Consider the following 24,462-nt stretch of genomic DNA (forward strand, 5'->3'; position numbering starts at 1 on the left):
TCAGCCGGTGAGCTGCGCGAAGGCGAGCGCCAGGGTCGCGGTCCCGACGAGGGTGGTGAGCACGGCCAGCAGGATCGCCCTGGTCTGGCCGGTGACCGCCGAGAGCAGCTCCTGGCGGAACACCGCCGTCAGCCGGTCGACCTGGGCTTCGAGGCGGACCTCGAAGCCATCGAAGCGGTGGTCGACGCCATCGAGACGCTGCTCGACGCCCTCCAAGCGGTGGTCGACGCCATCGAGACGCTGCTCGACGCCCTCCAAGCGGTGGTCGACGCCATCGAGACGCTGCTCGACGCCGTCGAGGCGCTGGTCGACGCCGTCGAGGCGCTGCTCGACGCCCTCCAAGCGGTGGTCGACGCCATCGAGACGCTGCTCGACGCCGTCGAGGCGCTGGTCGACGCCGTCGAGGCGCTGGTCGACGCCCTCCAAGCGGTGGTCGACGCCGTCGAGACGCTGCTCGACCCCGTCGAGGCGCTGGTCGACGCCGTCGAGGCGCTGCTCGACCCCGTCGATGCGGCCGTTGAGGTGATGGAACCCGCGATCCATGCGCGCTGACAGGTCCGCGACCTGGGACGCCGTCGCGGGTTCGAAGCCCGCTGGCGGCAGCAGCTCGAACATGGTCTCGGTGGCCTCCGCGCCGACGGCCTGCGTGAGCTGCGCGTGCAGCTGACGCCGGCGGCGCTCGTCGACGGCCATGGTGTCACCTCCGGTGTGCGCGGACAACGGGGCACGGTAGGTCCGCCTCCAGACCGCGCCGGTGGGAGGTGACCGTCGGCTGTGGACGGTGGTGATGGCGGCGGGTCCATCGGCCGGTACGTGCTGCCGAGCTCGGCACGAGCGTGAACGCCGGAGCGCTCCTGTAGGGTCCGACCCCCCGTGAGGAGCGAGCGTGCGGATCGGTAGTGGGCTCGATGTCCACCCGTTCGACGACGGCAGCGACCGGCCACTGGTGCTGGCGGGGGTGACGATCCCGGACGGCCCGGGGCTCGAAGGGCACTCCGATGCCGACGTGCTGGCCCACGCGGTCGCCGACGCGCTGCTCGGCGCGCTCGCCCTCGGGGATCTCGGCAGCTGGTTCGGGGTCGACCGCCCCGAGGTGGCCGGTGCCGACTCGATGGCGCTGCTCGCGACGGTGGCCGCCCGCGTTCGGGCCGAGGGGTGGCAGGTCGGCAACCTCGACGTGACCGTCGTCGCCCAGCGGCCCCGCCTGGCGGCCTTCCGCGAGCCGATGCGTACGGGGCTCGGCGAGGTGCTCGGGACCACGGTCGACGCGGTCAGCGTGAAGTTCACCACCACCGACCGCCTCGGCACCCTCGGCCGCGGAGAGGGGATGGCGGCCTGGGCCACCGTCCTCCTGGAACGGTCCTGACGGTCGCCCGTCGCGAGCAGGGACGCTGTCGGCACTACCCTCGGGGGTCGCGTCCGCCCGTGAGGTGGGTCGCTCACTGACGACACCGGTGGTGGACCGTTGAGCCTGCAGCTGTACGACACCCTGCGCCGCGCCGAGGTGCCCTTCGAGCCGCGCATCGAAGGGGCGGCGTCGGTCTACGTGTGCGGGCCGACCGTCCAGGCCGAGGCCCACGTCGGCCACGGCCGTCTCGCGGTGGTCACCGACGTGCTGCGCCGCCACCTCGCCGCCAGCGGCTACGCGGTCACCTTCGTCCAGAACGTGACCGACATCGACGACAAGATCATCCTGCGCGCCCGCCGCGAGAAGGTCCCGCCCGCCGTCATCTCCACCCGCTACACGCAGGGCTGGAACCGCACGATGGAGGCGCTCGGGGTCCTGCCGCCCGACATCCAACCCCTCGCCACCGGTCACCTGCTCGAGATGCAGGCCCTGATCGCCGAGCTCATCGAGCAGGGCAAGGCCTACGCCGTCGACGGGGACGTCTTCTTCCGCGTCCGCACCTTCGAGGGCTACGGCAAGCTGTCGGGTCGCCGCATCGACGACATGCAGCAGGGTGAGGACGTGGTCGACGCGGACCGCAAGGAGGACCCGCTCGACTTCGCGATGTGGAAGTCGGTCAAGCCGGGGGAGCCGTCGTGGCCGTCCCCGTGGGGGGACGGTCGCCCCGGGTGGCACATCGAGTGCTCGGCCATGGCGGTCAAGCACCTCGGTGAGGGTTTCGACATCCACTGCGGTGGGCTCGACCTGGTCTTCCCCCACCACGAGAACGAGATCGCCCAGCACGAGGCCGCGCACGGCGGGATCTTCGCCCGCAACTGGGTCCACAACGGCATGGTGCGGATGGGCGAGGAGAAGATGTCGAAGTCGATCGGCAACGTGGTCTCCCTCGCCGAGGCGACCGCGCAGTGGGGCGTCGGCCCGCTCCGCCTGTGGTACCTGTCGGCCAGCCACCGCTCGCCGCTGACCTTCGACACCGAGCGGCTCATCGACGCGACGGCCAGTCACGCGCGCCTGACCACCTTCCTGCGCTCGGCACGACGTGCTGCCGGCGAGGTCGCTCCCGACGCCGCGGCCGCCGAGCGCCACCGCACGGCGTTCACCGCCGCGATGGACGATGACCTGAACGCGCCCCAGGCCGTGGCGGCGCTCCACGAGCTGGTGTCCGCCGGCAACGAGGTGCTGCCCCGCGCCGAGGCCGGCAAGGAGGAGGCCAGGGCCGAGGTCGCCGCGCTGGCCGACGCGCTGGTGGACCTCGCCGACGGGACCCTCGGGTTGGCGCTGTCCGTGGCGCTCGAAGAGGCAGCGGCCCGTGAGCGTCAGCTCGCCCCGCTGGTCGACCAGCTGCTCGAGCAGCGGCAACGAGCCCGCGCGGACCGGGACTTCGCCGCCGCCGACGCGGTCCGCGACCAGCTCGCTGCTGCCCGCGTCGTCGTCGAGGACCGTCCCGGCGGACCGCGCTGGTACGTCGACGGCACACCGACCGACGCGTGAGCCGGCCGCTCCGCGGCGACGGGCAGGAACGGCTCGTGGTGGGTCGCCACCCCGTCCGCGAGCTGCTGCGCGCACGGCGGCCGGTGCTGATGGTCCGGGTCGCCGACTCTCGCGACCCCGACCCGGTGGTCGACGAGATCCTGTCGTTGGCCCAGGACGCCCGCGTGCGGGTCGAACGGGTCCCCAGGGAGGAGCTGGATCGGCAGGCCCCGGACCTGGTGCACCAGGGTGTGGTCGCGACCGCGCCGCCGTTCCCCTACAGCGACCTGGTCGGGGCGCTGGCCGTGGCGGAACGTGCTGACGAGCCTGCCCTGCTGGTCTGCCTCGACGGCATCACCGATCCCCACAACCTCGGCGCGATCGCCCGCAGCGCCGAGGCGGTCGGCGCGCACGCCCTGCTCGTGCCAGGTCGGCGGAGCGCGTCGGTCACGCCCGTGGCGGAGAAGGCTGCGGCCGGCGCCCTCGCCCACCTGCGGGTGGTGCCCATCGGCAACCTCGTGCGGACCCTGCAGCGGCTGTCGAGCGATCACGGCGTGTGGTCGGTCGGGCTCGACGGTGACGCGCCCGGGCCGATCGGGGCGAGCCGGCTGCTGACCGAGTCGCTGGTCGTGGTCGTCGGCGCCGAGGGAGCCGGGCTCGCGCGGCTCACCCGCGAGGCGTGCGACGAGTTGGTCGCGCTGCCGATGCGCGGTCGGGTCGGGTCGCTGAACGCCTCGGTCGCGGCGGGTGTCGCCCTCTACGCCGTCCGCACGGCACGCGACGCGCACGGGCCCGCCGAGGACTGAGAGGCGCCCCGCGGACCGGTTGGTGCGCTCGGACCGCACTCCCGGGCGCGGTCCGAGCGCCGCACGCACCTCGCCCCTCCACCGCTCGTTGCTAGGTGGGAGTCGGGTACCGGCCGGTAGCTGGGGGGTCAGCCCGTCCGCCGGAACCATCACCGGACCAGGGAGTAGCGGCGTGACGCGAGCACCAGGGACGGCCGCGGATCGCCGCACGATGGCGCACCAGACCATCGACGCGCGGACCGACGAGGAACTGGTCGCGCTCGTCGGCACCGGGGACGACCGCGCCATGACCGAGCTGCTCCAGCGCTACCGCGGCTTCGCCCGTGCCAAGGCTCGGTCCTACTTCCTGATCGGCGGGGATCGCGAGGACACCGCGCAGGAGGGCATGATCGGCCTGTACAAGGCCGTCCGCGACTACGCACCGGGCCACGGCGCCTCGTTCCGGTCCTTCGCCGAGCTGTGCATCACGCGGCAGATCCTGACCGCGATCAAGACGGCCACGCGTCACAAGCACGCCCCGCTGAACTCCTACGTGTCGTTCGACCGCCCTCACGAGGGTGAGACCGACCGCACCCTCGGGGACACCGTCGCCGCCGAGGAGACCGCCGACCCGCTCGAACAGCTGGTCGCCTCCGACGAGCTACGGCGCCTGCAGACCGCCTTCGACGAGGTGCTGTCCGGTCTCGAGATCGACGTGCTCACCCTGTACGTCGAGGGGCGCACCTACCAGGAGATCGCCGACCTGCTCGGGCGCCGCGTGAAGTCGATCGACAACGCGCTGCAGCGCATCAAGCGCAAGCTCGAGCCCCACGTCGGCCCCGGTGCCCCGTAGCCCCGCAGCGGCCGGACGTGACCGCTCGCCGCCTGGGTGACGCAGCGCCGGCGGGTCCGCCTTCGCGCCATGGTCGCCCGGTAGCGTCGCGGCGCCCCCGTCGCCGCTCCCGGAGCCCGCGTGCGTCCCGATGACCTTCGCCACCTCGTGACGCCGTCGGACCCGCGGTGGCACCTCGACGGTCGACGGCTCGCGTTCGTGGTCACCCGCGTTGACCTCGACGAGGATCGCTACCACCACAGCCTGCACCTGTGGGACGGCAGCGACACCCGAGCGCTGACCAGGGGCCCGTCGGATGCCCACCCGCGGTGGGCCCCAGACGGGCGCACCCTCGCGTTCCTGCGGACGTCCGGCGACGAGGGCGCGCACGCACAGATCGCCCTCCTGCCCGCCGACGGCGGCGAAGCACGCCTCGTGACCGAGCTGCCCCGCGGCGTGAGCGGGTTCGCCTGGGCGCCCGACGGCAGCCGGATCGTCCTCGTCGGCGACACCTGGATCGACGACCTGGCCGACCTCGACGCCGAGGAGCGCGGCCGTCGCCCCCGCCGTCTCACCCGGCTGCCCTACCGGGTCGAGGGCGGGGGGTGGGTCCACGAGCGTCGGCGTCAACTGTGGCTGGTCGACGACCTCGACGCGGACGAGCCCCGGGTCCGACCGCTCACCGACCTCCGGGACGATGTGGCGGCGCCGGCCTGGACGGCGGACGGCGGCACCGTGCTCGCGATCACCCGGGCCACCGACGTCCCCGACACCGAGCCACACGACCAGATCGTGGCCATCGCCGTCCCGGCCCCGTCGGCGCAGGACACGATCGGCGAGGTGTCCTGGGGACCGGTCGGCAGCTGGTCGTGGGTCGGCGTGGACGGGCGTGGCGTGCGGCTCGCTGCCGGCCTGTCCGACCCGTTCCTGTGGCCCGGCGTCGCGCGCCTGGTCGAGGTTCCGGACGGCGCCGGGCCGACCACCGCGCTGCGCGACCTGACCGGCCACCTCGACCGGGACGTGCTGCCCGGTGTCCCTGGTGTCGTGCCACCCGGTCCGCGGGCCGTGGCCGGGGGTCTTGTCACCCCGCTCGAGGACCGAGGCACCACGCGTCTGGTGCACGTCGCCGACCCCACGGGCGACGACCCGCCGGTCGTCACCGATCTGTTCGGCGGGGCGCGTGCCGTCAGCGGCGTCGACGTCCACCCCGATGGGCGCACCCTGGCGATCTGCTGGACCGACGTGGACACCCCCGGCGATCTCCTCGTCCTCCGGGACGGGGTGGAGACCCCCGTCACCTGCCTCGGCGAGTCGTTCCGGTCGGCCGTGCGTCTGGCACAGACCGAGCGCTGGACCTTCGAGCGCGACGGTGCCGAGATCGACGCCTGGAGCGTGCTGCCCGACGGGTTCGACGACGCCGAACCCGCATCCGTGCCCCTGCTGCTCAACATCCACGGTGGGCCGACCTCCCAGTACGGCGACCACTTCTTCGACGAGTTCCAGGTCGGCGCGGGTGCCGGCTACCTGGTGGTCGGCACCAACCCGCGCGGTTCGTCCGGCCGCGGCACGGACTGGGCCCGGGCCATCGTGGGTGCGTGGCCGACCGCCGAGCCGGTCGACATCGCCGACCTGGCCGCCGCGGTCGATGCTGCCCTCGCGCGGTACCCGCAGCTGGACCGGGCGCGCGTCGGCGTCGTCGGCGGGTCCTACGGTGGCTACGCGACCGCCCGGTTGATCGCCGCCGACGACCGGTACGCCAGCGCCATCGTCGAACGAGGGCTGCTGGAGTGGGGGTCGTTCGGTGGCACCTCCGACATCGGGCCGTTCTTCGACCGGATGTTCCTCGATGCGTCCCTGCCCGACGGGCCGGCGCCGCACCACGCCGCCAGCCCTCTCTGGACCGCGGGGGACGTCCGCACCCCGACCTTGGTGCTCCACAGCGACGCCGACTGGCGCTGCCCGGTCGAGCAGGCCGAGCGGTACTTCGCCGCCCTGGTCACCGCGGGGGTCACCACCGAGTTCGTCCGCTTCCCCGACGAGGGGCACGAGCTGACCCGCTCGGGCACGCCGCGCCACCGTGTGGAGCGCTTCGAGATCGTCCTCGACTGGCACGCGCGGCACCTTGGCCGCGCGCCGGCCGCTGACGGAGGCCTCGGGACACCTCTGTAGGCTGCCGTGCCCCGGGGGACCAGGAGGGTGCGCGTGTCCAGCCTCACCACATCGACGTCGGAGCGGACGCCCACCGTCGGCATCGTCGGTGGCGGACAGCTCGCGCTCATGACCTACCAGGCGGCCCTCAGCCTCGACGTGCCGGTGGTCGTCCTGGCGGCTCGTGCGGACGACCCGGTCGCCCGCGTGGCCACGTCGGTCCTCATCGGGGACCCGGGCGCTGCGGAGGCCCTCGGCGCGCTGGCCGAGCGTTGCGATGTGGTGACCTTCGACCACGAGCTGGTGCCCCCGGCGCTGCTGGAGGAGCTCGAGGCGGCCGGCACCGTCGTCCGGCCCTCCGCGGCCACGCTGCGGGTGGCCGCCGACAAGCTGGCGCAGCGCCGGGCGCTCGAGGCCGCGGGCCTCCCGGTGCCCGCGTTCGTCGAGGTCACGAGGGCCGCCGACCTCGACGCGTTCGGTGCGCGACACGGCTGGCCGCTGGTCCTCAAGGCCGCACGGGGCGGGTACGACGGACGTGGCATCTGGATCATCGACGCGGCGGTCGAGGCCGCGCCGCACCTCGAGGCGGGCCTGCCGCTGCTGGTCGAGCCGCACCTGCCCCTCGAGCGCGAACTGGCGGTCCTCGTCGCCCGCCGGCCGGGCGGCGCGTCGGTCGCCTACCCGGTCGTGGAGACCGTCCAGGTCGACGGCATCTGCCACGAGGTGCTGGCACCCGCGGCCGTGTCGGCGGACCTCGCCGCCGAGGCGCAGCAGCTCGCGATCGCGATCGCCGATCTGGTCGACGCCGTCGGGATCCTCGCCGTCGAACTGTTCGTCGTGGACGGCCGCCTGTCGGTCAACGAGCTCGCGCCCCGGCCGCACAACAGCGGCCACCTCACCATCGAGGGCTGCGCCACCTCGCAGTTCGAGAACCACCTGCGTGCCGTGCTCGACCTGCCGCTCGGAGCGACCGACCTGCGCGCCGAGGCCGTCGCGATGGTCAACGTGCTGCCGAGCGGGACGGCGCTCCGGCCCCTCGCCGAGGCGCTGGCGTGCGACGGTTCCCACGTCCACCTGTACGGCAAGCAGGCGCGACCGGGGCGCAAGGTGGGACACGTGACCGCGACCGGTTCGGATATGGACGAGGTGCGGGCACGTGCCCGCGCCGCGACGCGACGGCTCGTGGCGCCCGTCGCGGACGATGCCGGCCTCGGCCGGGTGGAGGTGGGCTCATGACGGTCGCCATCGTGATGGGCAGCGAGAGCGATCTGCCGCTGATGCGCCCCGCGGCTGACACGCTCACCGAGTTCGGCGTCGACCACGAGGTCCGCGTCGTGTCGGCCCACCGGACGCCGCACGACATGCTGCGCTTCGCCGACGACGCGGCTGGTCGCGGGATCCAGGTCATCGTGGCGGGCGCCGGTGGCGCCGCCCACCTGCCAGGGATGCTCGCCAGCGCGACGACCCTGCCGGTCATCGGCGTGCCGCTCGCGCGGACCGCGCTCGGGGGCACCGATGCGCTCCACTCGGTCGTACAGATGCCGGCCGGCATCCCGGTCGCGACCGTCGCGGTCGACGGCGCGGTGAACGCAGCGCTCCTGGCCGTGCGCATCCTCGGGCTGGGAGACGAGCGCATCGCTGAGCAGCTCGCTCAGCACCAGGAGGCGCTCGCCGAGCGCGCCCGTGCCATGGACAGCCGCGTCCGCGAAGCGCAACGGTCCACGCCTCCCGCGCCGCGGTGACCGGCGACGTCCTCGACTCGGATCGGGCACGGCGTTGCGGCGCGCGCCGCGCCGCGCGGTCCGGCAGACTCACGGAGGGTGGTGAGCTCCGGAGGGACGTGCGTGGAGCAGGCTCGGATCACCGACGCGACGATCGCCGAGTTCCTCCGCGCCATCGCGGACGTGCCGGACCGAGCACCGCTCGACGACCTGTCTGCAGCCGTCGAACGGTTCGCCGACCGGCCCGGTGACCTGCCGGCGACCCTCGCTGGCGTGCTCGACCTCGAGATCCGGCGCCGGACCGTGCTCGACGAGCTGTCCCTCCGCGACGAGGAGCTCGAGGAACACCGACGTCTCCACGCGGTGCTGCACCTGCAGCTGGCGGTCGTGGCGCTCGACCTCGAGGGCAGGATCACGGCGTGGAACCAGGGCGCGGAGCGGCTGCTCGGGTGGTCCGCCACGGACGTCGAGGGCACCCGGCTGCAGGCCCTCCTGCCCGCGGACGCCAGCGGCAACGGCCTCGACGCCCTCCGGCGCATCGTCGAGGCGGGCGGGTCGCTGGAGTCGTTCGAGGTCCGGCTGCGTCACCAGGACGGCCGGTTCCGCGAGCTCGAAGGGTCGATGTCTCCGTTGCGCGACGCGGTGGGGCGTGCCACGGGCTACAGCGTCATCTACCGCGACGTCGGCGAGCGCAACGTCGCCCTGCGGCGGCTGGCCGAGAACGAGCAGCTGTTCCGCCGGCTGGCCGAGAGCAGCCAGGACGTGGTCTACCGGGCACAGTTCGACCAGCTGCTGCCGCACGTCGAGTACGTCAGCCCGTCCGCGCGCCAGCGCCTCGGCTTCGACGCTGCCCAACTGGTCGCGGACCCGGACCTGTTCAGCAGCCGGATCCACCCCGACGACCGGGACGAGGCCGTCGGAGCCGACTCGTGGGACGCCGAGGATCAGTCGCGCCTACGGTTCCGGTTCCAGCACGCCGATGGGCGCTGGTTGTGGCTCGACGACCGGCGCAGCCCGCTGACCGACCCGGAGGGGCGCGTCGTCGGCCTCTCGGGGGTGCTGCGTGACATCACCAGCGAGGTCGAGTCGGAGCAGCGGCTGCGCGCGACGCTCGAACGCGAACGGCGAGCAGCCGATCAGCTCCGGCGCGTCGACCAGATGAAGACGACCTTCCTGTCGGCGGTGTCGCACGAGCTGCGGACCCCCCTGACCTCCATCCTGGGCTTCGCCCTGACCGCCGACCGCGCCCTGTCCCACCGTGACCGGCACGACCCGGTGCTGACCTACGTCCGGCGCATCGTGGCGAACGCCGAACGGCTCCAGGCGCTGATCGGCGACCTGCTCGACGTGGACCGGCTCGCCCGCGAGGCGCCCGAACCCCGCAGGGTGCGACTCGACGTGGCCGATCTCGTCCGCGATCTGGCGCGCCGTGCCGACCGGGCCGGGCGGCGGCTGTACGTCGAGGTGCCGGGCTCCTGCGAGGCAGATGTCGACGTCCTGATGGTGGAGCGGACGGTCCACAGCCTGCTGGACAACGCGCTCCGGCACACCCCGGCGGGGACGCAGGTGACGGTGCGGTTGACCGCGGACGAGACCCACCTGTCCCTCGTGGTCGAGGACGACGGCCCGGGCGTGCCGGAGCCGGAACGGGCGGGACTGTTCGCCCCGTTCGCGCAGGGGGAGGGGGCCGCCACGGCTGCCAACCCCGGGACCGGCATCGGGCTGGCGCTGGTGGACCGGTTCGTGCGGGTCCACGGTGGGCAGGTGCACCTCGACGAGCGTCCAGGGGGCGGCGCCCGCGTGACCGTCGACCTGCCTCGCTGGGGGCCGGACGACGCCGTGTCGTGAGCCGCACCCACCTCGGGGTGCGCCGTCCCCGGACCGGGTGGGCGTTCAGCTCTCCGGAGGCAGCACTCGCGCTTCGAACTCGCGCCAGAACCGATCGGCCTCCGGTGTGCGTCGCGCGGTCAGCTCGGCCTCGGCGGCCAGCGCGTCGGCCCAGTGCTGGACCGCGGTCTGGTGGAAGACGAACTCCTCGATCGCCTGCCGGCCGACGAGCGTGAGCCTCGCCGAGGTGGCGTGCGGGTCGAGATCGTCGATGGCTCGCAGGACCTGTTCGAGCGTCCGATGCACGCTCGCAGGGGCGCGGCTCTTGATCGAGATCCGGCCGACATCCTTCCGGTCGGCGATCTCGCTGCGCAGTTCGCGGATGTAGCTCGCCCAGGCGCCGGCCGCCCTCGTGGCGACGTCGGGCAGGACGACGTGGTCGTCGTGCTCGAGGCCGGGACGGTAGAGCTCGGTGCGGGCCGCCCCCGACGTCTTGGCGGCGTACATCGCGATGTCGGCCTCCCGCAGCAGCGTGTCCGCGCTCTTGCGTCCTGAGCTCGCCACGGCGATGCCGATGCTGGCTGCGATCGCGACCGTTCCGTCGTCGACCTCCAGCGGCACGGCGAGCTGCTGGTGGATACGACCGGCGATCGTCCGCGCTTCGCCCAGGTCCGTTTCGGGCAGGACGATCGCGAACTCGTCGCCGCCGAGACGCGCGAGGGTGTCGCTGACGCGGACGCACCGGCGCAGCCGTTCGGTGATCTCGACGAGCACCTGGTCACCGGCGTGGTGGCCGTGGCGGTCGTTGACGAGCTTGAACCCATCGAGGTCGACCATGAGCACCGCGAGGCCGCGATCGTGACGTTCGTGCGCTGCCCGGGCGGCGTGGAGCTGTTCGGTGAACAGCGATCGGTTCGCCAGGCCGGTGAGCGGATCGTGCAGCGACTGGTGCTCGAACCGTCGGCTCAGCACGACGAGCTCGTGGGCGAGACGCCGCTGCTCGGCGAGGTCCCCGGACAGCAGCCAGGAGCGGGCGAGGAGCAGCCCGACCGCCACGAGAGCCACGAGGTTCACGAGCGCGCTGTCACCGACCAGCGCCACCCCGCCTGGCACGAGGACGGCGCCCAGCGGGACCGCCAGTCGCCAACCGCTCAGCGGCAGGCTGGCTTCGGCCCGCGTCAGCCGCACCAGACCGGGGTGCACCGCCAGCGTCCCGAGCGCCGCATACGAGACCAGCCACGCCACGGAGATGGGGTGACCGCGGAAGAACCCACCCGTGGCGCTGAGGTAGCCGTAGAGGATGTCACCAGCCAGCTCGGCCGCCGCCCAGACCAGCAGCAACCCCAACGCCGGGGAGCGCTGCTTCCCCCCGGTGATGGCCAGACGTGCGACCAGCCCGAGGAGCACCGCCGTCAGCAGCGGGTAGCCGAGGACCACCAGCTGCTGGAGCCCGACGGTGTCCGGATCGGCGAGGCTGATCACCGCGGGCCAGAGCAGCGCGACCCCGGCGAGGGCGAACAGTCCGGCGTCGATCAGGGCCACCAGCGCGCCCCGGACCGCATCCTCGGAGGTCCGGTGCCGGTAGCGGATCAGATCCGTCAGGAAGACCGCGGAGAGCACGTACGACGTGAAGTAGATCGCGTCCAGCACCGATGGGAACGGCAGATCACGCCCCGTCACCAGCGGTAGCAGGCTCCAGAACGGGGTCGCGACGGCGTACAACCCGGCACCTGCGAGCAGGAACACCCAGGGCCTCGCGAGGAGCAAGCCCTCACGCTTCAGACGCCACGCCAGCAGGCACGCAGCGACCAGGGGGGCGACGGAGAACAGCAGCGCCTGCAGCCACCCGCCACGGGGCAGCGCGTAGAACGCGGCCGCGAGCCCGCCGCCCGCGAGCACCAGCGGCGACCGCGCGACGGCCCGGACGGTGGCGGCACCGTCCCGTGAGGAGCCTCGCATCATCAGCAGCATCCTGCCCCTACCGGTGCAGAGGGGAGCGCGCACGGGGAACCGTGCCCGGACCGATCCTTCGCAGCCGTGCTCCCCCGGGAGTGCCGCCGGTGCGACACCGACCGGACGAGCCGTCCTACCTCATCGGCCCCGACATGGCTGGCTCAAGGGGTGACGTCGTGGTGTGCGAGGTGCAGACGCTGGGTGACGGTTCGTCGCCACTCAGCTCATATTTGACATCTGGTCAAATGTCAGAGCGATCCGTCACGCGTCACCTCCTGGCCCGCTCGGAGGACCGACCGTGCCAACGACGGACGTGGTGGTCATCGGCGCCGGGCACCAGGGGTTGGTCGCGGCCGTGACGCTCGCGGAAGCGGGACTCGACGTCGCCGTGGTCGAGGCTGCTCAGCAGGTCGGCGGGGCGGTGCGTAGCCGTCAACTGATCCAGCCAGGTCTCGTACACGACCTGTACGCCACCAACATGAACCTGTTCTTGGGCTCCCCGTTCTACGCCCGCTACGCCGAGGCACTGAATGCTCGAGGGCTCGCGTTCGCACACGCGTCCCACGCCTATTCGTCGGCCTTCCCTGATGGCCGAAGCATCCGCGTCGACACCGACGCGGCGAAGACCCAGGCGATGTGGGAGGCACACCATCCTCGTGATGCTGAGGGTTGGCGACGCCTCCGCGAGATCTTCGAGGACGTGGCCGCGACGTACGTGCCACTCGCCAGTCGTCCCTTCCCGTCCTGGTCGACCGTGGGGTGTGGCCCGAAAGCTCCTCTTCGGCCGCAAGAACACGACGTTGTCCGAGCTTGCACAGGTCGTGGTGTCGAGCACGCGCGCACTCGGCGAGCGCTACTTCGCAACGCCCGAAGCGCGCTCGCTCGCCGCTGCACGGGGTCTACATCTGGACTTCGCCCCTGACGTCGCTGCCGGCGCCATCTTCCCTCTCCTGGAGCTGTACTTCGACGCACAGGCCGGGATGAACATCGTGCAGGGAGGCGCCTCACGCCTCCCCGAAGCCCTCGCTGCCCTCCTGGCCGTGCGCGGTGGCACGGTGTACACCGGCCAGCGCGTCGACACCCTGGAGGTGCGAGGTGGCCGCGCCCGCGCCGTGCGACTGTCCGACGGCGAGCGGATCGAGGCGCGTCACGGCATCGTGTCCACGGTCACTCTTCCTGCGCTGGTACAGCAGTTGCTGCGCGACCAGTCGGTCCCCGCCCCCATGAGGGCCGCGGCCGAGCGATACCGCTTCGGACCGGGCACGTTCATGCTGCACCTCGCCTTGTCGGACGCGATCCCGTGGCAAGACGGTCGACTCGGCACGTCCGCGTACGTCCACATCGGGCCGTACGTGGACGACATGGCGCGGACCTACCAACAGGCTCTCGCTGGCGTCCTGCCTGATGAGCCGCTCCTCATCGTCGGACAGACGAGCGTCGTGGACCCGACCCGTGCGACGGCTCCGGGACGTGCCGAGCACGCGGTATGGATCCAGGTGCGAACGGTGCCCGGCACGATCGCTGGAGACGCCCAGCCCGGCGGCGACGGAGGTGACCTCTCGGGGCGTGATTGGTCGACGGCAGCGCAGCCCTTCGCGGAGCGCATCCTCGCGAAGCTCGAGCGCTACGCGCCTGGGCTGGGAGGCCACGTCGTCGGCTACGCCGCAGAGAGCCCGGTGGATCTCGAGCGGGGCAACGCGAACTTGGTCGGCGGCGACGGGATCGCCGGAAGTCACCACCTCGACCAGTTCCTCGGTCTTCGGCCGGCCCTCTCGCTGGCTCGCTACAAGACGCTCATCTCCGGCCTCTACCTGGCGGGCGCAGGGACGTGGCCCGGCGGCGGGTTGAACGCCGTTTCGGGGCAGCTCGCAGCTGAACGGCTGCTGCGCACCAGCCGAGGCGCCCGATCCGGCCGACGGCGAACTCCCACGCCAGACCGGTGATGGCCAGCGCGAACATCCGGGATGGAAGCGTCGTTGATCTGACGGTCGGCGTGGCCAGCGCCGCGCGATGGAGCCGGAGAGGGGAGTCGAACCCCTGACCTACGGGTTACAAATCCGTTGCTCTACCAACTGAGCTACTCCGGCGGGTGAAGCTGATGATCAGCGGCCCAACCTACCCGGCGACTCGGTCGCTTCGAGCCGGGCCGCAGCGCGGAGGCGTCGCTCGCTAGCCTGCCGACCAACGGGGAGGTACGGGGATGCGGTGGACGGCGTTGGCCGTGGTCGGTGCGGTCGTGCTGGGTGGGTGCACCTCGTCGAACCCCTTCGACGTCATCGGGCCGATCACCGGACCCACGGGCCTGGTGCTGGAGAGCGACGGCGAGAGCCACGTGCTGCGCTTCGAGGCGGTCACTTCGGCGAGCGCCTACCTGTTGGAGGTCGACGAGACCACCCACCCCGTCCCGGTGGAGGCCTGCGACCCCGAGGGCTGCGCCCTCGGGGTGGAAGGTCTGTTGTCGAACGCAGCTGACCGCAAGCTGCGGGTCGTGGCGATGGCGGAGGACGGGAGGACGGCGACGTCGCCGGACGCGGTCGTGCTGCCCGTCAGGTCGCAGCCGGAGGTCGGCGAACCCGAGGACAGCGGTGCGATCTACGTCGTCCGGCGTGACGGGGACGGGACGATCGAGGTCGAGTCACGACCGGTCGCGGATGCGGAGGCGGGACGTCGACTGCTCGCGGAGCTGGCACGGGACCCCGCCGTCGAGGCGGCCGGCTGGGACGTGCCCGTCGCTCCGTTGCGGGGCCCGCTCGCCCAGGCCGCCACGGGGCTGGTGGATCAGGGCCCGTGGCACCTCGGCGTGCTCGGTCTCGCCCAGCCCGACCTACCGCTCGGCGATGGCAGCGGCGTGACCGTCGCGGTCATCGACAGCGGCGTGGACGCGCAGCACCCCGGGCTGCGGGGTCAGGTCCTACCCGGGACGTCGATCGCGGTCCCCGGTGCCGACGGGACCACCCACCCCGGCTTCCACGGGACGGGGGTCGCCAGCCTGATCGTCGGCACCTCTCCGGCCTACGGGGCGGGACCGGGCGCGAAGGTGTTGCCCGTCGACGCCGTGGGCCCCGAGGGTGGGAACACCTACCGACGGATGATCGCAGGCATCGTGTACGCGGTCGACGCCGGCGCGGACATCATCAACATCTCCGCGGGGGCCTCCTGCGGAGGCGGGGTCGTGGCGGAGTGCGCCGACGGCATCGACTGGGCCGTGCGGTACGCCGAGGACAACGGGGTCCTCGTGGTGGCCGCGGCGGGCAACAACGGACCCGGACCGGGGTGCGACACGCCGACCAACGAGCAGCTGTGGCCCGCAGCGCTCGCCCTGGTGGTCACCGTCGGAGCCAGCGACCTCAGCGGTAGCCCCTGGAAGTGCACGAACGGCGTGCGTGGCACCGACGTGCTGGCCCCCGGTGTCGGTGTGCCGGTCTACCGACCGACCGGGGACGGTCCGCTGACGGGTACCGCGAACGGGACGTCCGGTTCGGCGCCCATCGTGGCCGGGATCGCCGCGCGGCTGCTGTCCACCTACCCGGACCTGTCCCCGGCCGCACTCCGTGTGGCGCTCACCAGGGGCGGGCACTGGTCGAGGAGCGTCATCTCCATCAGCGACGTCATCGACGAGGCGGAGGCGATGTCCCAGGCGGCCCGACCCGACCCCGCCCTCCGGCCTGGCCGGCACCTGTGGGAGCTGGACGTGCACGGGGAGGGCGTGTGGGACCTCGAGCCGGACCCTGGCCTCACGCCGGGCCACGACCACCAGAACCGCGTCGTCTTCATGGGCTACATCGACATCGACGCCGACGGATCGGTGACGGGCCGCGGCCACTTCGGGACGTACCGAGGCGCGGCGAACCACCTCGGCCAGGACCGACCCCTGTACGAGGAGCACGCCTGCGACGGCGACGTCATGAACATCAACGAGATCGACGTGACGGGGTCGGTCGGTCGGGACGGCTCCCTCTCGGCGACGTTGGACTTCGAGGTCGTCCGGTACGAGGGGCGGGCCGACTGCCCGGACTCCCTCGATCCGGCCATGGACGCGAGAGTGCAGGCGAACAGCGACGAGATCACCGCCCGCATCGACGCCGTCCTCGACCGGCTGACGGTCGTCTACGACCCGACGTGGCCCCTCGCGCCGATCGTCGAGGACGCCTCGGGGCTCCACTACAGCTTCGAGGTGCTTCCGCGCGACGACTGGCCGTTCGACTGGTGACGGGCGGCCGGTCGTGGCAGACGCCGCGGTCCGTCGGTTCCGGCAGCGTGCCGCCCCTCGTCCACGTACCTTCCGGTATCTGAGGTAGGCACCCCGCAGCGAGGATCCCCGTGAGCGTCCCGATCCCCGAGCACGGCACCGACCGCGGGCGCCTGCTCGGCGAGGTCCGAGCGGCCGCTTCCGGTGACGTGGACTGGCACGGTGGTCGCACCTTCAGTCTCGTCTACCACCACTCGGACGAGCACCAGGCCTTCCTCGAGCAGGTCGTCGGGTCCTTCCTGTCCACCAACGCGCTCAACCCCCTCGCCTTCCAGAGCCTGCGGCGCTTCGAGGCCGAGGTGGTCGCGATGACCGCCTGGTTGCTCGGCGGCGACGACGGGGCGGCCGGGACGATGAGTTCCGGCGGGACCGAGTCGATCATCCTGGCGGTCAAGGCCTACCGGGACCGGGCGCGGCGCGTCGGGCGGCTCGCGGGCGGCGCCACGCCCAACCTGGTGCTCCCCGTCACCGCCCACCCGGCGTTCCTCAAGGCCTGCCACCTGCTCGACGTCGAACCTCGGCTCATCGAGGTGGCGCCGGAGCTCGGTGTCGACGTCACCGCCGCCGCCGAACGGGTCGACGCGGCGACCATCGCCGTCGTCGGTTCGGCCCCGAACTACCCGTACGGGGTCATCGATCCCATCCCGGAGTTGGCCGCGCTCGCGCAGCAGCACGATGTCGGTTGCCACGTGGACGCGTGCCTCGGCGGGTTCCTCCTGCCGTGGGTCGAGCGGCTCGGCCGCGACGTGCCCCCGTGGGACTTCCGGGTACCCGGCGTCACGTCGATCTCGGCCGATCTGCACAAGTACGGTTTCACCGCCAAGGGCGCCTCGGTGATCGTCTACCGCGACGCTGCGCTGCGGCGCCACCAGTTCCAGGTCGAGACCGGCTGGCCCGGCGGAGTCTGGCTGTCACCCACGATCGCGGGCACGCGCCCGGGGGGCGCCATCGCCGGCGCCTGGGCGACCCTCCACGCCTTCGGGGTGGACGGCTACCTCGACCTGCACCGCGGTCTGCTCGAGACCACCGACGTCCTGCGGAAGGGCATCGACGACATCGACGGGCTGGCGGTCCTGGGGGACCCGCCCGCTGGCGTGTTCGCGGTCGGCTCCTCCACCGACGAGGTCGACGCGTACGCCGTCGCCGACGCCATGGAGGCCCGCGGCTGGCACCCCGATCGGCTGCTGCGTCCCCCCGCGCTGCATGTGATGGTCACACCCGTTCACGCCGACGGGGTCGCCGATCGGTTCCTGGCCGACCTCGCGGACAGCGTCGAGGAGGTCCGTGGGCGTCCCGAGCTGTCCACGCAGGGGCAGGCCGCCATGTACGGCATGGTGGCCACCCTCCCCGAGGGCGAGCACGAACCCGCCGAGGAGTTCCTCCTCGGCCTGATCGACGGGCTCTACGAGGTGTGACCTGACGGGCAGGGCGGGCTCGCCCCCACCCGTCAGCCTCGGAGCGAACCGACGTGGAACCGGGTGCGGCGCCCGTCACGCCAGGTCACGGTGACCGCCTGACCGCCGGGTCGCAGCACGACGTCGATGGCGTCCCGGCCGTCACCCGCGGCGCGCAGCCACGCGGCCGGCCGCACGAGTTCGACCTCGTCGGTGCAGGTCACCCGCAGGGTTCCGGCCTCGATCGACGCCGCCCGTGCGACGACCTCCCCCCCGGTGTCCGCACACGCGACGACGGCCGGGGCACGCAGTGCTGGCGGGGCGTCGGCGAGGGCGGTGAGGGGGGACACGGCAGGCGGCTCCATCGGAGGCAGGAGCGCATGGTGACGGTCGTGACGCGACCCGTCACCGGGTGACGGTGCGAACGTGACGAACCTCCGGCGCCGCGCCGCCGTCAGCGCAGCAGGGCTGCGACCGCCAGGCCCACGTAGTTGCCGAGCGCCAACCCGAGCACCCCGGTGGTCATCCCGGAGGGCACGACGTCCGGGTTGCGCAGGGCGGCGGCCACCGGGCCGACGAACGGCGGCCCGAAGACGGCCGCCGTGGAGGTGATGATGGCGGTGTCGTGGTCGATGCGCAGCAGGCGTGCGAGCAGCACGTGCAGCAGGACGGCGAGCGTCAGCACGGCGGCGATGTAAGGCACCACCGTCGTGAACGACGCGGCGAGGTCCGCCAGGTTGGCCAGCGTGCCGATGGCCACGGCGAAGACCAGGAACAGGTACTGCCCGGTCACGTACGTGCCCGGCTGCTCGCGGACGCGGCGCACGAACGACAGCGCGAGCGCCAGGGTCGTGATACCGAGCACCATCGCCGTCGCGAACGCGTCGGAGTCCATCACCGGCTCGCCGGTGACCACCGGCGTCAGGGCGACCAGGGCGGTTCCGGCGACCACGAGCACGACCCCGAGCCCCATCGCGAGCGCGACCACCACGTGACGCCCCGCGGGTGTCACCGCGAACGGGTCGCTCGTCCGGGTGACCTCCGGGTCCTCGTTCGCTCCCACCCGGACGGGGGCGGGCAGGACGCGGGCGAGCAGCCGCTGCGCCACCGAGAGCAGCACCAGCAGGTACAGCGCTCCGACGAACAGGTCCGCGGCGTTCAGGGCGACGAACGTCGCCTCGGGCACGTCGAGCGCCGTCCCGATCGCGGCCATGTTCGCCGTCCCACCGGTGTAGACCCCGACGGTCATGCCGGCGATCTCGTCGGTGGTCGCCCCGAGGTCGAAGCGCGGTGCGAGGACGACGGTGACCGCGACGACGCTGACGATGGCCAGCCCGAACGAGATCAGTGCCGGCCGGGCGAGCCGAGCCCACGCGCGCAGGTCCGTGCCGAGCAGCAGCAGCGGGATGGCCAGCACCACGGTCGCGGTCCGGATCAGGCTCGCGGTGTCCGCCGCGGGGCTGTCGGTGGGGACCAGCCCGAGGTTGCCCACGATCACGCCGACGGCGTAACACACCACCACGGGCCCCACCGCGTCGAGGGGACGCCAACGGCGCGCACCCACGATCGCCAGCGCGGGGGTCGCGAGCGCGACCACGAGCACCGCCAGCCAACCCACGCCGCGTCCTCCCGCGCGTACCGACCGGTACGCGACGGTCGGAACGCTAGCCCGGAGGGTGAGGTGGACGCAGCAGGAAGCTCGCGGGCGTCGGGGAGCGACGTGGGACTCGTGGGACGAGGGTGCCCACCGGCGTAGTTGCACGCGTGTGGTTCCTGCGCGACACTCATCCCCGCCCCGCGTCACGTCCTCGAGGAGACCTTCCATGGCCCCGTTCCACGACGGCCCCGCCGACACGTCCGGCCTCGACGAGCGTGGACGCGAGATCCTCGACTTCGAGCGCGAGTGGTGGCGCTACGCCGGGGCGAAGGAGCAGGCGATCCGTGAGCGGTTCGACCTGTCCCCGACGCGCTACTACCAGCTGCTGAACCGCGTCATCGACGACGAGCAGGCGGTCGCGTTCGATCCGATGCTCGTCAAGCGTCTCCGGCGCCTCCGGGCATCGCGGCAGCGGCAGCGGGCCGCGAAGCGTCTCGGCGCCGACGCGCGCTGAGCCGCCGGCCGTGAGCGCCGCCAAGCACACCCCGGCCGGAGACGCCAGCTTCCGCTCCTCCCTGCTCCGGAGCGCGGTGGGTGCGGTCGGGCTGGTGGTGCTGGTCTCGGTGGCCTTCTGGGGCATCGGCACGCTCGGTGGCGACCGCGGGACGCCGGTGGCCACGGACGCGGGGCCGGAGGTGACCGCCCCTGCGGACGACCCGGACGAGGACGACGACGCTGCGGACGACGATGCGGACGGTGACGATCCGGCGGCGGACGCCGGTGACCCGGACGCCGGTGACCCGGACGCCGGTGACCCGGACGCCGGTGACCCGGACGCCGGTGAGGGCGACACCGGCGATGGATCGCAGGACGCCGACGGCGCCGCGGACGACGCTGGCGACGGCGACGGCGACGGTGACGACGCGCCTCGGGACGTCGAACGTTCGGTGGCGCCTGGCGAGGTGACCATCCAGGTCCTCGACGGGTTCAAGGAGGACGGCGGCACCGCCGCCGACCGTGTCGCCGCCCTCCTCGGTGACGCGGGCTACGACATCATCGCCCGCAACGACGCGCTGTCGTACGAGGTCACCACCGTCCTCTACAACCCGGGCAACGAGGCGGCCGCGCAGCAGGTGGCCGCCGAGCTCGGCGGCGCCGAGGTCCGCGAACAACCCGGCAACCTGTCCAGCGCGGTCGCGCTCCACGTGGTCGTGGGTCGCGACCGGGCCTGATCGGCCATGATCGGGCGCTGAAGCCCTCAGCCGCGCTCGCGCATGAGCTGCAGCTTCTCGAGCACCAGCTGCCGGCGTCGCTCCTCCTCGTGCGGATCGGTGTCGATCACGTCCTGCACGACCTGGGACAGCGAGAGGGGGCTGAACGGCTTGGTGATGTACTCGGCGGCACCCGAGGACCACCCACGGATCTGATCGTGGTCCTGCACCTTCGCTGTCAGCATGACGACCGGCACCTCCGCGGTGCGCGGGTCGGCCTTGATGCGCTCGAGCACGGCCCAGCCATCGAGCTTGGGCATCATCACGTCGAGGAGGACCACGTCGGGAACCTCCTCGGCGAGGCGCGCCAGGGCGGCCTCCCCGTCGCCGGCCTCGATCACCCGGTAGCCCTCGAACTCGAGGTTGACGCGGCACAGCAGCAGCACGTCCGGCTCGTCGTCGACGACGAGCACCGTTCGGCGTTCGACCACGGCAGCTCCTTCCGGCGCCACCCGGCGGGCGGGTCCGGGAGCCAGTCTGTCACCTCGCCGCCGCCAGCGTGGCACGAGGGGCCAGCGGCCACCCTGGGTCGCCTGTGTCGTGCGGTCCTACGCGCGGTCCTCCTGTGATCCGCCACGCCACGCGCGCAGCGGTGGGCGTTGTGACGGCGTGACCTCGTGGTGGGTGAGGTGGAGGGTGCCAGCCGCGTCCCGGGTGGGCTGGAGCAGGGCGGTGGCCAGGGGGTTCGGTAGCACGAGGCGCCCCTGTCGTTCGAGGCGTTCCACTGCGACGTGGAGGATCTCGGCAGCCATGCGGCCGAGCGCGTCGAGCGGCTGGTGGACGTGGACCCGCCGACCGAGATCGACCTGCGCGATGGCGTCGGGTCCGTGGGCCTCGAGGACGTCGACGAGGTGGCCGAGTTCCACGCCGTACCCGCGCACGAAGGGCAGCGACTCGAGGAGGGTACGGCGGCCGGCGTACTCGCCGGACAGCGGCTGGGTGAGCCACGCGAGCTCGGGCCAGAACGCGGCCAACAACGGCCGTGCCAGCAGTTCGGTGACCCGCCCGCCACCCTCGGCACGCAGCTGCCCGCCGAGGTCGAGCGGGCGGTCGTAGGTCGCCTTGACGTAGCTGACCGATGGCTCGGTGAGCAGCGGACCGACGAGGCCGACCACGAACCGGGGGTCGACGTCGACGATGTCCGCGTCGACGAAGCACACCAGGTCGCCGGTGGTCGCGGCGAGCCCCTTCCAGAGCGCCTCGCCCTTGCCGGCCGCGGTCCCGGCCTCGGGGAGGACGTCGGCCTGCCGGACGACACGGGCACCGGCGGCCCGGGCGGCATCGGCGGTGCCGTCCGCGGAGTCCGCATCGACGACCAGGACCTCGTCGACCAGACCGTCCGGGCCGCCCAGATCATCGACGAAGGTGCCGGCGACCTTCCCGACGGTGGCCACCTCGTCGCGTGCGGGGATGACCACCGACACGGTCAGTTCCTGGGCCCGCTTGGCAGCAGCCAGCGTCGCCGCGTCGAAGTCGCGCCACGCCCAGGTGCGCGTCGCGAAGCGGTCGACGGCGGGTTCGGACACGGGATCGTCCTGCGCTGGGAGCGGGGGCGTGGCGAGCGGTCGAGGCCGCGAGCGGGAGCCTGCCTACGGAGGGTGGCCACGCGGACGGTACCGCCCGCGGCGCGACGCCCCTCGTCGGCAGCCACGCACCCGCCGACGGCCGGGTCGATGGCGACCGCGGAGCGCAGGTGGCAGGCTGAGGAGGACCAGGAGCGCACCGTGCCGACCGTCCGCATCCCCTCGCCGCTGCGCAAGCTGACGGGTGGCGAGACGGCCGTCGTGGTCGAGGGCGACGACGTGCGCACCGTGCTGGCGAACCTCGAGGTCGCGCACCCCGGGGTCGGGGACCGCATCCTCGACGGGTCGGGCGAGCTGCGCCGGTTCGTCAACGTCTTCGTCCGCGACGAGGACGTGCGCGCCCAGCAGGGCCTCGAGACCCCGGTGGACCCGTCCGACACCGTCTCGATCGTGCCGGCGGTCGCCGGTGGCGCGGACTGAGCGGAGCGAGGGAGCACGCCCGGCGCGATCGGGTCGCCGGTGGTGCGGACTGAGCGGACTAGCGGGAGCTGCCGGTGACGCGGCGGCGGACCGGGCCGTCGACGAAGCGGCCGAAGAGCGACAGGCCGGTGGCGAGCAGGAAGCGTTCCCGGCACGCCGCCTCGGCGAGGAACGCGTCGGGGTCGACGCCGCTGTCGGCGAACTGGTGGTCGAGCTCGTCGAGCGCCATCCACCGTTCGAGCTGGGCGACGTCCACCTCCGGGTGGGCCTGCGTGGCGAAGGCGCTGCCGATGCGCCACGCGGTGACCTGCTCGTCACCGTGGAGCAGCGGCACGGCGTCGGGTGGCAGGGTGGTGACCTCGTCGCCGTGCCAGAGGACGGTGGCGGCACCGTCCGGCCAGCCGGCGGTGAGCTCGTCGCTGCTGCCCTCGTCGCTGTGACGCTGGGGGACGAAGCCGATCTCGGGCACGGCGCGGGTGGTGACCTCGCCGCCGGTCGCCACGGCGAGCAGCTGCGCGCCGAGGCACACCCCGAACACCGGCACCTCGGCGTCGATGGCGTGGCGCAACAGCCTGAGCTCGCCCGCCTGCCACGCGTGGTCCTCGGTGACCGACTGGGGGCCTCCCATGACCACGATCCCGGCGACGGCGTCGAGGTCCTCGGGGAGTGCACCGCCCCCGACGATGTCGATGCTGCGCCACGGGGCGAGGTCGGCGCGGGAGTCGAGCACGTCGACGAACCGGCACGGTCCGGCGGTCGCGTGGTGGTCGAGGACGAGCAGCTCCACGGGGCGGGCTCCGGTCTCGGAAGGTCTCGGATCAGGCGAGGAAGGGGATGGCGCCGAGGTACAGCACGAGCAACGCGGCACCCTCGGGACGCGCGACCCGTCGCCCGGTGACCATGAACACGGTGGCCAGCACGGCGATGCCGACCATCAGGTAGACGGCCAGGCCGGTCAGGTTCGGGTCGTCGAGCATCCCGGGGCCGAGGAACCCGGCGACGGCGCCGACGGCTCCGGCGTTGAACAGGTTGCTACCGAGCAGGTTGCCGACGATGAGGTCGGTCTCGCCCTTGCGGGCCGCCTGGACGGCGGTCGCCAGCTCGGGCAACGAGGTGCCGATGGCGACGATGGTCAGGCCGACGAAACCCTCGGCGAGCCCGAGCTCGCTGGCGATGTTCCGGGCCGCATCGACCAGGATCTGGGCGGCTCCGAGGGTGAACGCCAACCCGAGGAGGGTGCGCACGACCTCGCGTCCGGTCCGGGCCTCGTCGGTGAGGAACTCGTCGACCTCGGCGCTGATCGTGTCGTCGCCGCCGCGGGCGCCGAGGATGATCAGGCCGAGGCCGATGACGAGGGCGACGGTCAGGATGACGGCCTCGCCCCCGGCGAGGCCGCCCTGGACGACGATGGCGAACAGGACCGTCGCGCCGAGGGCGATCGGGGCTTCACGCTTGAGGACCGTGGAGCGCACCACGATGGGGGTCACGAGCGCGGCGACGCCGAGCACCAGCGAGAGGTTGGCGACGTTGGAGCCGATGATGTTGCCGACGCCGATGTCGAGCGACCCCTGCACCCCGGCGATGCCGGACACCAGCATCTCGGGGGCGGACGTCCCGAACCCGATGACGACCGCACCGATGAGGATGGGGGAGAGGCGCAGGTTCCGGGCCACGCGCGCGGCGCCGACGACGAACTGATCGGAGGCGTAGGTCAGGACGGCGAGTCCGACGACGATCGCGAGCACGGAGAGGGCCATGTCGGCGGACGCTAGCCTCGCCGGACCGTCCGCAGACCCACGGAGGA

General features: G+C 72.8%; 22 protein-coding genes, 1 tRNA gene and 1 pseudogene. 15 read left to right on the forward strand and 9 right to left on the reverse strand.

Going from position 1 to position 24,462, the window contains the following annotated elements; genetic code table 11:
* Positions 1 to 720 (reverse strand): hypothetical protein, encoded by a 720-nt coding sequence (locus NITAL_RS07780; protein WP_157041697.1) that lies wholly within the window; start codon positions 718 to 720, stop codon positions 1 to 3.
* A gap of 166 nt (positions 721 to 886) precedes the next feature.
* Here NITAL_RS07780 and ispF point away from each other — a divergent pair, with 166 nt between their 5' ends.
* The 8 genes from ispF (at position 887) to NITAL_RS07820 (ending at position 10,212) form a co-directional block, all read left to right on the forward strand.
* The gene (ispF, locus tag NITAL_RS07785) at positions 887 to 1,366 is read left to right on the forward strand and encodes a 2-C-methyl-D-erythritol 2,4-cyclodiphosphate synthase (RefSeq protein WP_052665521.1); all 480 of its coding nucleotides are present in this window, start codon (positions 887 to 889) and stop codon (positions 1,364 to 1,366) included.
* A 99-nt stretch (positions 1,367 to 1,465) separates the two neighbouring features.
* Positions 1,466 to 2,899, forward strand: coding sequence for a cysteine--tRNA ligase (gene cysS, locus NITAL_RS07790; RefSeq protein ID WP_052665522.1), 1,434 nt, complete (start codon positions 1,466 to 1,468; stop codon positions 2,897 to 2,899).
* Positions 2,896 to 3,684: a 23S rRNA (guanosine(2251)-2'-O)-methyltransferase RlmB gene (gene rlmB, locus NITAL_RS07795; protein ID WP_052665523.1), complete on the forward strand. Its 789-nt coding sequence runs from the start codon at positions 2,896 to 2,898 to the stop codon at positions 3,682 to 3,684. Before cysS ends, rlmB begins: the two co-directional genes overlap by 4 nt.
* 172 nt (positions 3,685 to 3,856) lie before the next feature.
* The gene (gene sigH, locus NITAL_RS07800; protein WP_245617670.1) at positions 3,857 to 4,516 is read left to right on the forward strand and encodes an RNA polymerase sporulation sigma factor SigH; all 660 of its coding nucleotides are present in this window, start codon (positions 3,857 to 3,859) and stop codon (positions 4,514 to 4,516) included.
* A gap of 120 nt (positions 4,517 to 4,636) precedes the next feature.
* Positions 4,637 to 6,664 (forward strand): S9 family peptidase, encoded by a 2,028-nt coding sequence (locus NITAL_RS07805; protein ID WP_052665524.1) that lies wholly within the window; start codon positions 4,637 to 4,639, stop codon positions 6,662 to 6,664.
* Positions 6,665 to 6,697: 33 nt separating this feature from the next.
* Positions 6,698 to 7,879: a 5-(carboxyamino)imidazole ribonucleotide synthase gene (locus tag NITAL_RS07810; RefSeq protein WP_083441333.1), complete on the forward strand. Its 1,182-nt coding sequence runs from the start codon at positions 6,698 to 6,700 to the stop codon at positions 7,877 to 7,879.
* The gene (purE, locus tag NITAL_RS07815; RefSeq protein ID WP_052665525.1) at positions 7,876 to 8,385 is read left to right on the forward strand and encodes a 5-(carboxyamino)imidazole ribonucleotide mutase; all 510 of its coding nucleotides are present in this window, start codon (positions 7,876 to 7,878) and stop codon (positions 8,383 to 8,385) included. The genes NITAL_RS07810 and purE overlap by 4 nt, the downstream gene beginning before the upstream one ends.
* A gap of 102 nt (positions 8,386 to 8,487) precedes the next feature.
* On the forward strand, positions 8,488 to 10,212 hold the full coding sequence (locus tag NITAL_RS07820; protein ID WP_052665526.1) for a sensor histidine kinase: 1,725 nt from the start codon (positions 8,488 to 8,490) through the stop codon (positions 10,210 to 10,212).
* Between the two features lie 45 nt (positions 10,213 to 10,257).
* On the opposite strand, the gene NITAL_RS07825 is transcribed toward NITAL_RS07820, so the two are convergent.
* Positions 10,258 to 12,153, reverse strand: coding sequence for a GGDEF domain-containing protein (locus tag NITAL_RS07825; RefSeq protein WP_157041698.1), 1,896 nt, complete (start codon positions 12,151 to 12,153; stop codon positions 10,258 to 10,260).
* A gap of 346 nt (positions 12,154 to 12,499) precedes the next feature.
* On the opposite strand from NITAL_RS07825, the pseudogene NITAL_RS29525 reads away from it, so the two are divergent.
* Positions 12,500 to 12,757: pseudogene (locus tag NITAL_RS29525) on the forward strand (NAD(P)-binding protein); the annotation flags it as partial.
* Positions 12,758 to 12,905: 148 nt separating this feature from the next.
* Positions 12,906 to 14,087, forward strand: coding sequence for a phytoene desaturase family protein (locus NITAL_RS07835; protein ID WP_052665529.1), 1,182 nt, complete (start codon positions 12,906 to 12,908; stop codon positions 14,085 to 14,087).
* A 68-nt stretch (positions 14,088 to 14,155) separates the two neighbouring features.
* On the opposite strand, the gene NITAL_RS07840 is transcribed toward NITAL_RS07835, so the two are convergent.
* Positions 14,156 to 14,231 (reverse strand) — tRNA-Thr (locus tag NITAL_RS07840).
* 113 nt (positions 14,232 to 14,344) lie between these two features.
* On the opposite strand from NITAL_RS07840, the gene NITAL_RS07845 reads away from it, so the two are divergent.
* Both NITAL_RS07845 and NITAL_RS07850 read left to right on the forward strand, forming a co-directional pair.
* A complete protein-coding gene (locus NITAL_RS07845; protein WP_052665530.1) occupies positions 14,345 to 16,354 on the forward strand; it encodes a S8 family peptidase in 2,010 nt (669 codons plus the stop codon).
* Positions 16,355 to 16,464: 110 nt separating this feature from the next.
* Positions 16,465 to 17,808 carry a pyridoxal phosphate-dependent decarboxylase family protein gene (locus tag NITAL_RS07850; protein ID WP_052665531.1) on the forward strand — a complete coding sequence of 448 codons (1,344 nt, stop codon included), beginning with the start codon at positions 16,465 to 16,467 and terminating at the stop codon, positions 17,806 to 17,808.
* Between the two features lie 32 nt (positions 17,809 to 17,840).
* Here NITAL_RS07850 and NITAL_RS07855 read toward each other — a convergent pair whose 3' ends face one another.
* Positions 17,841 to 18,137 carry a hypothetical protein gene (locus tag NITAL_RS07855; RefSeq protein WP_052665532.1) on the reverse strand — a complete coding sequence of 99 codons (297 nt, stop codon included), beginning with the start codon at positions 18,135 to 18,137 and terminating at the stop codon, positions 17,841 to 17,843.
* Positions 18,138 to 18,241: 104 nt separating this feature from the next.
* Complete coding sequence (locus tag NITAL_RS07860) at positions 18,242 to 19,405, reverse strand: DUF819 family protein (protein ID WP_052665533.1); 1,164 nt, start codon at positions 19,403 to 19,405, stop codon at positions 18,242 to 18,244.
* 205 nt (positions 19,406 to 19,610) lie between these two features.
* On the opposite strand from NITAL_RS07860, the gene NITAL_RS07865 reads away from it, so the two are divergent.
* Both NITAL_RS07865 and NITAL_RS07870 read left to right on the forward strand, forming a co-directional pair.
* Positions 19,611 to 19,898, forward strand: a complete 288-nt coding sequence (locus NITAL_RS07865) for a DUF3263 domain-containing protein (RefSeq protein WP_052665534.1) — start codon at positions 19,611 to 19,613, stop codon at positions 19,896 to 19,898.
* A gap of 10 nt (positions 19,899 to 19,908) precedes the next feature.
* A complete protein-coding gene (locus NITAL_RS07870) occupies positions 19,909 to 20,616 on the forward strand; it encodes a LytR C-terminal domain-containing protein (protein ID WP_052665535.1) in 708 nt (235 codons plus the stop codon).
* Positions 20,617 to 20,642: 26 nt separating this feature from the next.
* Here the strand turns inward: NITAL_RS07870 and NITAL_RS07875 are convergent, their stop codons facing one another.
* Positions 20,643 to 21,086: a response regulator gene (locus NITAL_RS07875; RefSeq protein WP_052665536.1), complete on the reverse strand. Its 444-nt coding sequence runs from the start codon at positions 21,084 to 21,086 to the stop codon at positions 20,643 to 20,645.
* A 117-nt stretch (positions 21,087 to 21,203) separates the two neighbouring features.
* The gene (locus tag NITAL_RS07880; RefSeq protein WP_052665537.1) at positions 21,204 to 22,181 is read right to left on the reverse strand and encodes a glucosyl-3-phosphoglycerate synthase; all 978 of its coding nucleotides are present in this window, start codon (positions 22,179 to 22,181) and stop codon (positions 21,204 to 21,206) included.
* Between the two features lie 198 nt (positions 22,182 to 22,379).
* Here NITAL_RS07880 and NITAL_RS07885 point away from each other — a divergent pair, with 198 nt between their 5' ends.
* Positions 22,380 to 22,658 carry a ubiquitin-like small modifier protein 1 gene (locus NITAL_RS07885; protein WP_211262269.1) on the forward strand — a complete coding sequence of 93 codons (279 nt, stop codon included), beginning with the start codon at positions 22,380 to 22,382 and terminating at the stop codon, positions 22,656 to 22,658.
* A gap of 58 nt (positions 22,659 to 22,716) precedes the next feature.
* Here NITAL_RS07885 and NITAL_RS07890 read toward each other — a convergent pair whose 3' ends face one another.
* Both NITAL_RS07890 and NITAL_RS07895 read right to left on the reverse strand, forming a co-directional pair.
* Complete coding sequence (locus NITAL_RS07890; protein WP_052665540.1) at positions 22,717 to 23,445, reverse strand: type 1 glutamine amidotransferase; 729 nt, start codon at positions 23,443 to 23,445, stop codon at positions 22,717 to 22,719.
* Positions 23,446 to 23,476: 31 nt separating this feature from the next.
* Positions 23,477 to 24,415 (reverse strand): calcium/sodium antiporter, encoded by a 939-nt coding sequence (locus tag NITAL_RS07895; protein WP_052665541.1) that lies wholly within the window; start codon positions 24,413 to 24,415, stop codon positions 23,477 to 23,479.
* Between the last annotated feature and the right edge of the window lie 47 nt (positions 24,416 to 24,462).

Origin of the sequence: Nitriliruptor alkaliphilus DSM 45188 (genome assembly GCF_000969705.1) — a bacterium.
GTDB classification, from domain to species: Bacteria; Actinomycetota; Nitriliruptoria; order Nitriliruptorales; family Nitriliruptoraceae; genus Nitriliruptor; species Nitriliruptor alkaliphilus.